Origin of the sequence: Salidesulfovibrio onnuriiensis, assembly GCF_008001235.1 — a bacterium.
Taxonomy (GTDB): domain Bacteria; phylum Desulfobacterota; class Desulfovibrionia; order Desulfovibrionales; family Desulfovibrionaceae; genus Pseudodesulfovibrio; species Pseudodesulfovibrio onnuriiensis.
Map to the genome: position 1 here is coordinate 1,252,161 of NZ_CP040751.1, position 13,048 is coordinate 1,265,208.

General features: G+C 60.9%; 10 protein-coding genes. 2 read left to right on the top strand and 8 right to left on the bottom strand.

Annotation, left to right across the window (positions count from 1 at the left end):
* Window positions 1–12 precede the first annotated feature (12 nt).
* The 4 genes from FGL65_RS05780 to FGL65_RS05795 form a co-directional block, all read right to left on the bottom strand.
* Window positions 13–621, bottom strand: a complete 609-nt coding sequence (locus FGL65_RS05780; protein ID WP_147820102.1) for a 3'-5' exonuclease — start codon at window positions 619–621, stop codon at window positions 13–15.
* A 9-nt stretch (window positions 622–630) separates the two neighbouring features.
* Window positions 631–2,217 (bottom strand): peptide chain release factor 3, encoded by a 1,587-nt coding sequence (locus FGL65_RS05785; RefSeq protein WP_431830892.1) that lies wholly within the window; start codon window positions 2,215–2,217, stop codon window positions 631–633.
* A 132-nt stretch (window positions 2,218–2,349) separates the two neighbouring features.
* Window positions 2,350–3,756, bottom strand: coding sequence for a DASS family sodium-coupled anion symporter (locus FGL65_RS05790; protein ID WP_147820104.1), 1,407 nt, complete (start codon window positions 3,754–3,756; stop codon window positions 2,350–2,352).
* A 225-nt stretch (window positions 3,757–3,981) separates the two neighbouring features.
* Complete coding sequence (locus tag FGL65_RS05795; RefSeq protein ID WP_147820105.1) at window positions 3,982–4,632, bottom strand: hypothetical protein; 651 nt, start codon at window positions 4,630–4,632, stop codon at window positions 3,982–3,984.
* Window positions 4,633–4,840: 208 nt separating this feature from the next.
* Here FGL65_RS05795 and FGL65_RS05800 point away from each other — a divergent pair, with 208 nt between their 5' ends.
* Window positions 4,841–5,803, top strand: a complete 963-nt coding sequence (locus tag FGL65_RS05800) for a tetratricopeptide repeat protein (RefSeq protein ID WP_147820106.1) — start codon at window positions 4,841–4,843, stop codon at window positions 5,801–5,803.
* A gap of 89 nt (window positions 5,804–5,892) precedes the next feature.
* Here FGL65_RS05800 and FGL65_RS05805 read toward each other — a convergent pair whose 3' ends face one another.
* Window positions 5,893–6,639 (bottom strand): hypothetical protein, encoded by a 747-nt coding sequence (locus FGL65_RS05805; RefSeq protein ID WP_147820107.1) that lies wholly within the window; start codon window positions 6,637–6,639, stop codon window positions 5,893–5,895.
* A gap of 186 nt (window positions 6,640–6,825) precedes the next feature.
* Between FGL65_RS05805 and lgt the strand changes: the two genes are divergently transcribed.
* A complete protein-coding gene (lgt, locus tag FGL65_RS05810; protein WP_147820108.1) occupies window positions 6,826–7,602 on the top strand; it encodes a prolipoprotein diacylglyceryl transferase in 777 nt (258 codons plus the stop codon).
* A 286-nt stretch (window positions 7,603–7,888) separates the two neighbouring features.
* On the opposite strand, the gene FGL65_RS05815 is transcribed toward lgt, so the two are convergent.
* The 3 genes from FGL65_RS05815 to FGL65_RS05825 are packed head-to-tail and all read right to left on the bottom strand — an operon-like array spanning window position 7,889 to window position 12,941.
* Window positions 7,889–8,701: a glutaminyl-peptide cyclotransferase gene (locus tag FGL65_RS05815; protein WP_147820109.1), complete on the bottom strand. Its 813-nt coding sequence runs from the start codon at window positions 8,699–8,701 to the stop codon at window positions 7,889–7,891.
* 59 nt (window positions 8,702–8,760) lie between these two features.
* Window positions 8,761–11,859, bottom strand: a complete 3,099-nt coding sequence (locus FGL65_RS05820) for an efflux RND transporter permease subunit (protein ID WP_147820110.1) — start codon at window positions 11,857–11,859, stop codon at window positions 8,761–8,763.
* Window positions 11,856–12,941 carry an efflux RND transporter periplasmic adaptor subunit gene (locus tag FGL65_RS05825; RefSeq protein ID WP_147820111.1) on the bottom strand — a complete coding sequence of 362 codons (1,086 nt, stop codon included), beginning with the start codon at window positions 12,939–12,941 and terminating at the stop codon, window positions 11,856–11,858. Before FGL65_RS05825 ends, FGL65_RS05820 begins: the two co-directional genes overlap by 4 nt.
* Window positions 12,942–13,048: the final 107 nt, after the last annotated feature.

Genomic DNA, 13,048 nt, shown 5'->3' on the forward strand with positions numbered 1-13,048 from the left:
TTATATTTCTTCTTAGACCAGACCGAGGCTCTGCATGGCCAGGTAGATCTCGCGGCTGACCCATGCGTCGGTGGCGGCATAGGCCACCTGCTGCTTGGAAAGTTTTTCCTTGGCCCAGTTGGAACACTGCGCGGACTTGGAGATGCGGAAGCCGAGCAGGTTGGCGGCCAGGTTGCGCAGCCCGTGGGTCTGCATCTTGTGCTGCTGGGAGACCTCGCCCAGGTCGATGAAGTTGGCGGGCCTGAACTTGGCCAGCTTCTTGAGGCCGATGATGTCGTCGTGCACGGACACGCCGGTCTTGATGACCTGCTTGTCCGCGAGCAGCTCCAGCAGCCCGTTGTCCATGGGCAGCAGGTTGATCTGGAAGACGTAGACCTCGTCGGCGCTTGCCAGCTGGATCAGCGAGGGCGGGTTGGGCTTGCGGCCCTTCTTGAACACCGGACGGGTCTCGGTGTCGAAGCCGAGCACGGTTTCTTCCCGCAGGGCCTTGACCGCGGCGTCACGCTGCTTTTCGGTACGGACCACATGCACCGGGCCTTCATATCGGCGCAGGGGCATGGCGTTGATCTCGTCCTTGGTGAACGCCCGCAGATGTTCTTCTGGTATCTCTACAACAGTCATAAATGGCGATTAAACGTGTTCCCTGGTCTTGTGGAATTGGATATCCGGCCAGGTTTCGACCGCATCATCCAGCCGCCAGCGGCTCGGAGCAAGGTAAGTGAGATTCTCGTCCGAGTCCAGCGCCAGATATCTTTCGGTCTCTTTTTTGAAGGTTTTGAGCTTGTTCTGGTCCTTGCAGGAGACCCAGCGGGCGGTATGCAGCTCCACGGGCTCGTAGATGGCGTCCACACCGTATTCGTCCTTGAGGCGGGACTGGATCACGTCGAACTGGAGCATGCCCACGGCCCCGAGGATGTAGTCGTTGTTCTGGATCGGGCGGAAGAGCTGCACGGCCCCTTCCTCGGCCAGCTGCAGAAGCCCCTTCTGGAGCTGCTTGGCCTTGAGCGGGGTCTTGAGGATCACGCGGCGGAAGATTTCCGGGGCGAAGTTGGGGATGCCCGTGAACTTGAGGGTTTCCTTGTCCGTGAAGGTGTCGCCGATCTTGATGGTGCCGTGGTTGTGCACGCCGATGATGTCGCCGGGCCAGGCCTCTTCCACGCCCTCGCGGTCCTGGGCCATGAAGATGGTGGCCTTGGAGATCTGCATGGTCTTGCCCACGCGGTGGTGCTTGACCTTCATGCCGCGGGTGAACTTGCCCGAGTTGATGCGCACGAACGCGATGCGGTCGCGGTGCTGCGGGTCCATGTTCGCCTGGATCTTGAAGCACACTCCCGAGAACTGGGTTTCCAGGGGAGAAACCTCCCGCTCCACTGCCGGGCGCGGCTGCGGGCAGGGCGCCAGGTTCACGAAGGTGTCCAGCAGTTCCCTGACCCCGAAGTTGTTGATGGCCGAGCCGAAGAAGACCGGGGTCTGCTTGCCCGCCAGGTAGCGTTCGGCGTCAAAGGGATAGCCCGCGCCTTCCAGCAGTTCCAGCTCCTCGCGCAGCTGGTCGGCCTGGGGTCCGAGCTCCTCGTCCAGCTTGGGGTCGTCCAGGGAGTCGATGACCACGCCCTGCCGGATGCCGCCGTTGTGCGTGGCGGAGAAAATATGCAGCTTCTTGTCGAAGATGGAATACACGCCCTTGAACTGCTTGCCCATGCCGATGGGCCAGGAGAGGGGGGCGCATTCGATGTTCAGGGTTTCCTCGATGTCGGCCAGCAGGTCCAGGGGATCGCGGCCGTCGCGGTCCAGCTTGTTGATGAAGGTGATGATGGGCGTGTCGCGCAGGCGGCAGACGTCCATGAGCTTGCGGGTCTGGGTCTCGACGCCCTTGGCCGAGTCGATGACCATGAGGGCGGAGTCCACGGCCGTGAGCACGCGGTAGGTGTCTTCGGAAAAGTCCTGGTGGCCCGGGGTGTCGAGCAGGTTGATCTCGAAGCCCTCGTACTCGAACTTCATGACCGAGGAGGTCACGGAAATGCCGCGCTGCTGTTCCATGGCCATCCAGTCCGAGGTTGCATGGCGGTCGGCCTTGCGGGACTTGACGGTTCCCGCCATCTGGATGGCGCCGCCGAAGAGCAGCAGCTTTTCCGTGAGCGTGGTCTTGCCCGCATCCGGGTGGCTGATGATGCCGAAGGTGCGGCGGCGTTCCACTTCTTTCCTGAGTATCTTTTCCACGTCGTGATTCCTTGTGCGCAAAAAATGAGGCCGCATCGGCTGCGGCCCCGCTGGTCATAATATATTTATGAACTGTGTCAAGTTTTCATCAGGGTGTTGAAAAGGGCCGGGGTGGATTCGGCCCCTCCCTGGTCAGACATAGAAGACGGTCACTCCGATCATGGTGGCGAGATAGAGGGCCCCGAAGATCCCGCCGAGGGCCCACCAGCGCGCCTGGCTGATGAAGCCCGCCCCGTACCAGATGGGAGAGGGGCCGGTGGCGTACGGGGTGATGATGCCCATGAGCCCGAGGGAGCCCGCCAGCATGAGGGCGAGCCTGGGCAGCATTTCCGCGGGGATGAGCGGGGCGGCCGTGGCCATGAACAGGGGCAGCAGCGCCGTGGTGTGCGCCGTGGTGCTGGCGAAGAAGTAATGCAGCAGGAAGAAGAGCAGCACCAGCATGACGGCCACCGTGGGCGGGGGCATGGCCTGGAGGTAGATGCCGACGAGCTTGCCCATCCATGCCAGCACGCCGGTCTGTTTCAGGCCGCTGGCCATGGCCACCAGGGTGGCGAACCAGATGAAGACGTTGAAGGCCCCCTTGTTGGTGATGACGTCCTCCCAGGAGATGACCTTGGTCAGCACCATGAGGGAAAGGACGAACACGGCGGCCACGGTGCTGTCGATCCCGAGCCGCTTGCCGAAGACCCAGAAGACCAGGGCCAGGACCGCGTAGCCGAGCATCAGCAGTTCCTTGGCGGAGATCTTGCCCATCTTCCTGAGCTCCTCGGCCGCCCAGGCCGGGGCCTCCGGGGACGTCTTCTGGTCCGGCGGATAGATCACGTAGGCGAGCCAGGGGGTCAGCAGGAAGAGCGGGAGCATGGCCGGAACCATGATCTTGGCCCATTGGACCCAGCTGATGGCGATGCCGGAGGATTTCTGGACCATGTCCACCGCCAGGAGGTTCGGGGCCAGGGCCGTCAGGAACATGGAGCTGGTGACGCAGGTTGCGGAAATGCCGACCCAGATGAGGTAGGAGCCTATCTTGCGCGGCGCCAGTTCCGGGGTGGACTGGAACATGGGGGGGATGTTGCTCACCACGGGATATATGGTGCCCGCGCTGCGGGCGGTGTTGGAGGGCATGAACGGCGCGAGGATGGCGTCGGAAAAGGCCACGGCATAGCCGAGCCCGAGGGTGTTTTTTCCCAGATACCGGATCAGCAGCAGGCTGATGCGTTTGCCGAGCCCGGTCTTTTTGTAGCCGAGGGCGAACATGAAGGCCGCGAAGATGAGCCAGATGACGCCGTTGGCAAAGCCGGACAGGGCCCAGTTCCGGTTTGCGGTGGCGTTGTTGGGGTCCACCAGCCCGAGCATTGCCACGACGGATACCCCGACCAGGCCCACCAGGGCCGCCGGGACGGGCTCGATGATCAGGCCGACCACCACGCCCACGAAGATGCAGAGGAAATACCAGGCCTCGGGGGTGAGCCCCTGGGGCGTCGGCGCCAGGGCCATGAGAACTGCGACGATGACGGGGGAGAAGCTCTTGATGAAATTCACGGACTGACCTCACACGTTAGACGTTGGTAAAGGACTGATCCGGCGTGAAAGTCGTTTCGGGCTCCATGCCGGAGCAACCAGCCGTATTTCTGACTGTTTTACCGGTAGCACGGCTGGGGCTCCGTTGCAATTGGGTGGGAGGAAAGATGCGGTCCGGTCTATGTGGACAAGAAAACTTCGGGCCAAGGGAAAGAAGAAGGCCCTTTTGCAAGGGTCTTCGGGAAATCAGTCGAGGGCGTTCAGTTCGCAGGGCTCGAAGAAATAGCGCCACCAGAACCGGCCGTCGCATTGGTCGGGCGGGGCCAGGTTGTTGCGGCCACCCGGGCTGTAGTAGTTCCAGCGGAACTGCTCGGCTTCGGCCTTGAGCACGGCCTCTGCCGCATCCCGGGGCGTGGTTTCCCCGGCCTCCAGGGCGGCGACCTGCGCGCCGATCACCGGGTTGAGCTTTCGTTGGAAGGCGTTTTGCGGGAACCGTTTCCACATGTTCAGCGCGCCCTCGGCGTCGTCCTGCATGGCCTTGGCCAGTCCGCCGTAGAGCCAGGCCTCCCAGATGTGGGCGTCCATGGCCCCGGCCACCTGCATGGTGGCGGCCGCATCGGCGTACATGCCGGCCTTGAATTGGCAGATGCCTGCCATGACCAGCCGCGAGGTGCGCGTGCTGGTTCCGTCCTTGCGGTTTTCCTCCATGAGCTCGCGGAACGCCTTGGCCGCGGTGGTGTAGTATTCCTTTGCCCTGGCCGCGTCCTTGTTGGCCCATTCGGCGCGCAGCCCGCGCTGGAAGTTGCGCTGCCCCACCACGCCGGGCGGGGTCGCCAGGGCTGGGGCGGCGAAGAGCAGGGCGGCGGACAGGATGAAAAGACTTGGGATGAAGCGCATGGTTCCTCCTTGTGTGCAGCCTGTACGCTGGCACGATCCGGCGGGAACAGCCATGATTATATGGGGCGGCATTGCCCGTTTCAAAAAAAGTGTGGTGGCCCCGCAAAAGGAGTTCTGTTGCGGTTGCATTGGCTTGTTGATATCGAGGGGCTGGACAACACTCTGGCTGCCATCCATGTCGCCCGGCTGAGAGCTTGGGATTGGACATATGTGGGATGAAATGAGGGAAGAATCAATGAGAGGATTACCTTTTTGCGTACTGCTTTTTATCATTATTGGAACGAATTCATTTGCGGCTTCTGTGGAAGATGCTATGCATTTAGTAGAGGAAAATAGATTTGAAGAAGCTATTCATATTTTAGAGTTAGAAGCAAATAAGAATGACCATGAAGCACAATATGAACTAGGTAAAATTATTTTTTATAGTGGAAAAGGGGAAAAAGATCCTACTAAAGGGGCCAATCTTTTGCGTGAAGCTGCTTCTTCCGGTAACATAAAAGCAATAAGAGAGCTGGGCTTAATATACTATAATGGATGGTTTTTAGACGTTAAGAGATATGATGCAGCGCGTGCAATGTTTGAAATTGGAGCCAATGCAGGTGATGCTGAATCAAAATATTACTTAGGTAATATGTATTTAAGTGGACTTGATGTTAAAATAGATCATAATAAAGCGTTATATTACTATAAGCAAGCGTCATTGAGTGGGTGTAAAAAAGCTAATTTTAAAATTGGATACTTGTACTGTATTGAGTCGAGCTCAGTTTATAATTTACGCCTTGCTAAAGAATATTTAAAAAAAATATATAAAGAGAGTGCTCCTTCGTCTTTTTTGCTTGCTTTGATTTGTTCTGATGATGATGGCTGCAGTGATGAAGACTATTTTAAATATATAAAAACCAGTCATGATCTTGGCTTCCATCATGCTATTGCGAGATTGGCTGACTGTTATTTTAGCGGCATAGGCGTGCAGAGGGACTTTGTTAAGGCTATTAATTTGTATAAAGAAGGCTCTTTTCTTGGGAATGTAGACTGTATGAACAAGCTTGCGTATCTGTATGCTGAAGGAATAATTGTTCCTTGTGATCAGCGTATGGCTAGATCCTATCTAAATCGAGCATCATGTGCGAGCGATAATAAAGTAGATATGTTTTTTGATCTTGAGCATTAGATGGCAAGGCTTGGTTTTGGGGGGGGCAGAAATGATGGTGCGAAGGACGCAAACTTGGGGGCACCTTTCATAAGGTGTCCCCTTTTTGTTTACGACGGCATGTACGCCCGGGCGATCTTGAAGATGTCGTCATAGGGCAGCTTGTCGCGGATGCCCACGGCCATCTCCAGGGACATGTCCATTTTGCGCAGGGTCTCGGCCATGGTCTGGTCGCGGATGCCCTCCAGGTGATAGGCCAGGAAGTCCGGCTCGAAATTGTCGATGGCCAGGGAAAGGCCCTCGGTGAAATAGCGGGACTTGGTGTAGCGCAGCAGGCCGTCCAGCCGGTGCTTGTCGGGTCGCGCGTACATGACGTAGAAGAGCAGCTTCACCACCAGACGGTCAAAGGGCATCTTGTGGTCCACGGCCAGCAGGGTGGCGCGGTCCGCGCCCTTTTCCTGCACCGCGTCCATGAGGCCCTGGGCCATGTCAAAGGCCTTTTTCTCGCTCATGGGAGCGTGGGCGAACTTGGAATCCATGCGCACCAGGGTCACGCGCGGGTTTTCCCGCGAGGCGACGGCAAAGAGCGCCAGACGCATGAGGTCGATCTTGCGGCGGTAGTCGTCCAGCAGGGTGTCGCGCTTGACCTCGGCCAGGCGGCGCACCAAGGCCAGGTCCATCTTGGAGAACACGGTCTCCAGCAGGTGCCGGATGTAGGATTCCTGCGTGCCCGCGATCTCGTCCTTGATGATGGTCTTGCCCTTGCGGCCATCCAAGATCTTCTTGATGGATAGCCAGTAGGCGGCCAGCCCCTCGAAGGGCATTTCCAGTATGTCGAGTTCCTGTTCGGTGCTCATGCGCGTGCCTCGTGGGTGTGATTCTTTGCCGACTTTAGCGCAATCTTCCGAAAAAACAAAGACATGGGGGTGCGGGTGCGGCGCGGGGATTTTCCGGAGGTGCAACCGCCTTGTCATGCACCGGGGATGAGACTATGACAGAGCCTGCACGAGAAATCGCAACCGCCCCTATTTTCCGGAGAATACATGCTGCAATATCCCCATTTCGACCCGGTCATTTTCACGATAGGCCCGTTCCAGGCCCGCTGGTACGGCATGATGTACGTCATCGGCGTGCTGGTGGGATGGGCCCTGGGCCGCTGGCGCGCAAGCAGGCCGGGCAGCGGCTGGACCGCCGCGGAAATGGACGACTTCGTCACCTACCTGATCCTGGGCATCGTTCTGGGCGGCCGCCTGGGGTACGTGTGTTTCTACAATCCGTCCTACTATTTTTCCAACCCGTCCGAGATCATTGCCGTGTGGAACGGCGGCATGTCGTTCCACGGCGGGGTCATCGGCGTGATCACGGCCTGCTGGCTGTTCGCCCGCAACAAGGCCAAGCCGCTGCTGGCCGTGGGCGATTTCGTGGCCCCGCTGGTGCCGCCGGGCATCTTCTTCGGCAGGCTCGGCAACTTCATCAACGGCGAGCTCTGGGGCCGCACCACGGACGGCTGGTGGGGCATGGTTTTTCCGGGCGCGGGCAGCCTGCCCCGGCATCCCTCCCAGCTCTACGAGGCCACCCTCGAAGGCCTGGCGCTCTTCCTCCTGCTCTGGTTCTATTCGGCCAGGCCGAGGCCGCGCGGGGCAGTGGGCGGCCTGTTCCTGGTGGGCTACGGCGTGTTCCGGTTCACCGTGGAATTCGCCCGCCAGCCCGACGCGCAGCTGGGCTTCGTGGCCCTGAACTGGATGAGCATGGGGCAGGTTCTATGTCTGCCCATGATACTGTTCGGCCTCTGGCTGATGTTCAGGAAGCAAGGCGGCTGAAAAAGGCCCGTCTGCTTCGTCGCTGCGAGAAAAAGCAGGCCCCTCGCGTACCGCTTTGTACGCGTCGGGTCTGCTTTTTTTCTGCTCCTGGCATCCAAATCTTTTTGAGCCGCCTTCGGGATGGGCGGGGAAAGGCGAATTGCCTGATGGGGTGGTCTGACTTTTGTAATTGCCTAAAATATTTCCCATTCCCGTCAGCGCGGAATTGAGCCGGCGAAGCCGGGACAAAGACGCGCTGACAGCCAGGATCCCAAAGGGTTTAACCCTTTGGCCGCCGGAGGCCTTCCTACTTTTTGCCTTTCAGCAACTCCGGGACCTTGATGGCGTAGAGGGTGTCCCAGAGCTTGCCGGTGACGAACAGCCGGTTGTTTGCGGCGTCATAGGCGATGCCGTTGGCCACCCCGGCGCGCTTGTTGCGCGGCGTCAGCAGCGGGGTCAGGTCGATCCAGGCGGCCACGAGGCCGGTTTCCGGGTCGATGACCGCGATGCTGTCCCGCTTCCAGACATTGGCCAGCAGCCAGCCGTTCACCCATTCCAGCTCGTTGAGAAAGCGGACTTCCTTGCGTACGTTCATGACCCTTGCGGTCCGGGTTACGTCGAAGGAGACCGGGTCGATCCACTGCAGAACCGCGGACCCGTTGCTCAGGATCAGGCTGCGGCCGTCGAACGCCAGGCCCCAGCCCTCGGCGGCCTCGTCGGCCACGGGGATGGCAAAGGTCCCGAGCTGCACGAAATCCGGCCAGGACTCGTCGAAATCCGAGACATCGAAGATGTAGCCGTCCCCGGACAGCCAGGTGAGCACGTAGGCGCTGCCGTCCACGATGGCCACGCCCTCGCCGAAATGGTCCGGGCTCAGGGCCGTCTTGCGCAGCACCTCGCCGGTTTCTGGCCGCACCTTGCGGATGGAGGAATGTCCGTACTCACCGGTGATCTCCACGAGCACGTCGCCGAGACAGGCCAGCCCCTGGGTGGAGGCGTGCGGGTCGTGCGGATACTGCGCCAGCACCTCGGCCGGGATGACCGGCGTGCCCGCAAGAACGGGGATACTCCACAAGGCGAGCAGCAGTACGAGGGTGGTGGAAACGAGACGGTTAGCCATAGCCCAAATAAACAGAATCCCGGGCGATGGTCAATCGCCCGGGATTCCATACGATCTGGTTATGCCTGCTGTTTTCTGCTGTCCAGGTAGGTCGCTTTCAGCGAGCAGAGCACCGGCACCACGACGAGTGTCAGCAGGGTGGCGACGGCCAGGCCGAAGATCACGGCTACGGCCATGGGGCCCCACCATTGCGAGGACTCGCCGCCGATGTCCCAGCGGAAGTTGATGAAGTCGAAGCTCACGCCCGTGGCCATGGGCAGCAGCCCCAGCACGGTGGTGATGGCCGTGAGCAGCACGGGCCGGAAGCGGGTCATGCCCGCCTGGATGATGGCCGTGCGGGCCGCGATGCCCTCGCGCACGAGCTGTTCGTAGTAGTCGATGAGCACGATGGCGTTGTTGACCACCACGCCCGCCAGGCTGATGACGCCCACGCCGGTCATGATCACGCTGAAGGCGGTTCCGGTGACCACCAGGCCCAGGAACACGCCGATGAGCGAGAGCATGACCGAGGTCAGAATGATGAACGGGGTGGCCACGGAGTTGAACTGGGTCACCAGCACCAGGAAGATGATGAAGATGGTGGCCACGAAGGCCTTGCCCAGGAAGGCGCTGGCGTCGTCCTGCTCCTCCTGCTGGCCGGTGAAGGAATAGCCGTAGCCGCGCGGGAACTGGACGTCCCGGAGCACTTCCTGGATGTCGCGGATGATCTCGCCCGCGTTGCGGCCGTCCACCTCGCCCGAGATGGTCACCATGCGTTTCTGGTCGATGCGGTTGATGCCGCCGAGGCCCGAGGCCAGGGATATCCGGGCCAGGCTGGTGATGGGCACGGGCTGGCCGTCCTGGCCGGAGACCGTGATGCGGCGCAGGTTCTCCACGCTCTGGCGGTCCTTTTCCGGGAGCCGGGCCACGATGTCGTACTCGTCCTTGCCCTCGCGGAAGGTGCCCACCTTGGAGCCGTTGATGGCCGCCTTGACCGTGGTGGCGATGGTCCGGGTGTCCAGCCCCAGCAGGGCGGCCTTTTCCTTGTCCACGTTCACGGTGATCTCGGGCTTGCTCTTGACGAAGTCGTCCTTGAGGTCCACCAACCCGGGGATGGACTTGATGCGCTTGCGGATGGTGTGGGCCAGCTCGCCCAGCACGCGGATATCCTCGCCGGATATCTCCAGGTTCACGGGAGCGCCGGTTTCCGGGCCGTGCTTTTCCTTGTCCACCATGATCTCGGCTCCGGTGATGACCTTGTTCAGCTGGTCGCGGATCTCGGTGATGAGTTCGGACGAGGGACGCGAACGGTCATGGATGTCCGGGAATTCGATGGTCACTAGGCTGTAGTGGGTGCCTCGCTCGTCCGAGCTGTTGGTGGCCCCCACGCTGGCGATGGTGTACTTGATGTCGTCGTATTTGGCGCAGACCTTTTCCACCTGCTTCACCAGGGCGTCCGAGGTGTCCAGGTTGGTGCCCACCGGTGCCTTGATCTTGATCCAGGCGCGCTGTGGCTCGGTCTCGGGCATGAATTCCACGCCGTTGCCGAACAGGGCGAAGATGGCGATGCTGGCCACGAGCATGGCAAAGGCGAAGCCCAGGGTCTTGAGCCTGTTTTCCAGGCTCCATTCCAGCAGGGGCAGGTAGGCGTCCTTGAGCCGTTCCAGGAAACGGTCCACGCGGGTGGGCCTTTTTTCCAGGTCGCATTTGCGGATGGTCTGGAACCGGGACGAGAGCACCGGGTTGACCACCAGGGCCACGAACAGGGAACCCACCAGGGCGATGATGACCGTCTTGGGCAGGAAGGCCATGAATTCGCCCATGATGCCCGGCCAGAAGGCCATGGGGAAGAACGCGCCCACCGTGGTCAGGGTGGAGGAGATGACCGGCCAGGCCACCTCGTCCGTGGCGATCTGGGCCGCCTGCTCCCGGGTCTTGCCGTCCTGCATGTGGCGGTAGACGTTTTCCACCACCACGATGCCGTTGTCCACGAGCATGCCCAAGGCCAGGATGAGCGAGAAGAGCACCACCATGTTCAGGGTGATGCCCAGCGCGCTCAGTGCGATGAAGGTGATGAGCATGCTGATGGGGATGGACAGGGACACGAACAGGGCCGAGCGGCCGCCGATGAAGGCGAAGACCACCAGCAGCACCAGGATGAGCCCGGAAATGATGTTGTTTTCCAGGTCGGCCACCATGCGCCGGATGTCCTCGGACTGGTCCGAGGTCAGGTCGATCTTCAGGTTGGGGGGCAGCTGGCCCTGGAGATTCTTGAGCCGTTCGCGGATGGCGTCGTTGATGTAGATGATGTTTTCGCCCGAGCGCTTCTTTACCGCAATGGTCACGCTGGGCTGGCCGTTGAACCGGCTGCGGTCCGTGGGGTCCGCGTAGTGGTCACGGATGCTGGCCACGTCGCGCAGGTACACGGGCTTGCCGTCGCGCACGAAGGCCACGATGTTCTCGATCTCCGAGGGGTGCTTGAAATCCTCGGGCACGCGCACCGTGTACTTGGCCTTGCCGATGTCCATGGAGCCGCCGGGCATGTTCACGTTGCCCGATTCCACGGAGTCCATGAGCGAGCTCAGGGGCATGCGGTAGTAGGCCACGCGGTCCAGGTCGAAGAGCACGTGGATCTCGCGCTCCAGGCCGCCGTAGATCTCCGCGTCCAGCACGCCCTGGACCGACTCGATCTGGTCCTCCAGGTTTTCGGCGAAGACCTTGAGCCGCTTCAGGCTGTAGGGGCCGGACAGGATGATGTTCAGGATGGGCTGTTCCGAGAGGTTGACCTCGTTGATCTCCGGGTCGTCCGGCAGGTCCGAGGGCAGGTCCGGCTTGGCCTGGTCCACCTTTTCCCGCACCTTCTGGAGCGCGTCGTCGATGTCGATGTCCGGCTCGAACTCGCAGCGGATCAGGGAGACGCCGTCGTCCGAGAGGGAGGAAAGCTCCTTGAGGTCGGAAAGTCCCTTGAGTTTGCGCTCGAGCGGGATGGTGACCAGCTTTTCCATGTCTTCGGGGGCCACACCCTCGTAGTAGGTGGAAACAAAGATATATGGGATGGTGATGTCCGGCGAGTTTTCGCGCGGCAGGGAATAGTAACAGGAAAACCCCGCCAGCACGATGAACACGAGCAGGACGATCACTGCCGATTTGCGCTGGAGCGCGGCAGAATTGATGATCATTGTACTGTGACTCTGGTTCCGTCTTCGATGTCGGTTTGGCCGGTGACGATGAGATTTTCACCGGATTCGAGACCGCTGAGGATCTGCACTGTGTCGCCGCTGATGACGCCGATCTCCACGCTGCGCGCCTGGGCCACGCCGTCCTTTTCCACGAACAGGATGCGTTCGCCGCCCCTGTCCTGCAGGGCGAAGAGCGGGGCCGTGACGGCAGCTTCGATGTTGCGGCGCTGGAAGGTGGCGCGGGCCAGCATGCCCGGGCGGATGCGACAGTCCTGATTCTGGACCACCACGCGGGTCTTGAAGGTGTTGGTGGCCGAGTCGGCCTTGTAGGCCACGAAGTCCACGACTCCCTGCCAGGCGCCGTCGCTCCAGGCGTCGATGGTCACGGACACGGGATCGCCCTTCTTGAGGTAGCGCACGTCCATTTCCGGCGCGTCCACGTTGATGCGGATGGTCTTGACGTCAACGAGCTCCACTACCTTGTCCCCGGCGCTCACGTATTCGCCCGGGTCCACGGCGAGGTCGTTGATGATTCCGTCCACGGGCGCGATGATCTGGCCCTGGCGGAAGTTGACCTCGGCCTCGCGCAGGTTGTTTTCCGCAACCTTGAGCTCGGTTTCGGCCTTGTCCAGTTCCTCCATGGAGACCACCTTGCTCTTGCGCAGCCGGGCCTTGCGGTCGGCCTGCTTCCGGGCCAGCTCGTAGTTGGCGCGGGTGCGGTTCAGCGCCGCCTGGAGCGCGGAAAGGTCGATGGTGGCGATGACGTCGCCCGCCTTGACCTCGTCGCCTTCCCTGAAGTTGGCGGTTTCCACGCGGCCGCCGCGTTCGGCGGACATGGTCAGGTCGTGGTAGGCCTCGGTCTGGCCGGGCAGGACCAGTTCGTCGCGGATGGCCCTGGGTTCCACCTTCTGGATGGTGACCTTGACCGTTTCCACGGCGCGGGGCTCGTTGGCCTTGGACGGGGATTCCCCGCCGCCCAGGGCCACCACGCCCACAAGCACCGCCAGGGCGGCGATGCCTGCGAACAGGTATCGTTTCTTCTTGAATGTATGGATGGAAAGTCTCTTGTGCAGAGAATGCATTGCGAAAGGCTCCTGTATGGTATCGCCGGGACGCTGTGATGCGTCCCGTTCAAATCGTTGCGTTGAAGATTGCGCCGGTCCCCTGTTTTCCCGGTCCGCGTCGGTCG

Excerpts from the sequence above, each read along its gene's own strand:
- FGL65_RS05780 (WP_147820102.1), bottom strand. The coding sequence starts at position 621 with ATGACTGTTGTAGAGATACCAGAAGAACATCTGCGGGCGTTCACCAAG.
- FGL65_RS05795 (WP_147820105.1), bottom strand. The coding sequence starts at position 4,632 with ATGCGCTTCATCCCAAGTCTTTTCATCCTGTCCGCCGCCCTGCTCTTC.
- FGL65_RS05800 (WP_147820106.1), top strand. The coding sequence starts at position 4,841 with ATGTGGGATGAAATGAGGGAAGAATCAATGAGAGGATTACCTTTTTGC.
- FGL65_RS05805 (WP_147820107.1), bottom strand. The coding sequence starts at position 6,639 with ATGAGCACCGAACAGGAACTCGACATACTGGAAATGCCCTTCGAGGGG.
- lgt (WP_147820108.1), top strand. The coding sequence starts at position 6,826 with ATGCTGCAATATCCCCATTTCGACCCGGTCATTTTCACGATAGGCCCG.
- FGL65_RS05815 (WP_147820109.1), bottom strand. The coding sequence starts at position 8,701 with ATGGCTAACCGTCTCGTTTCCACCACCCTCGTACTGCTGCTCGCCTTG.
- FGL65_RS05820 (WP_147820110.1), bottom strand. The coding sequence starts at position 11,859 with ATGATCATCAATTCTGCCGCGCTCCAGCGCAAATCGGCAGTGATCGTC.
- FGL65_RS05825 (WP_147820111.1), bottom strand. The coding sequence starts at position 12,941 with ATGCATTCTCTGCACAAGAGACTTTCCATCCATACATTCAAGAAGAAA.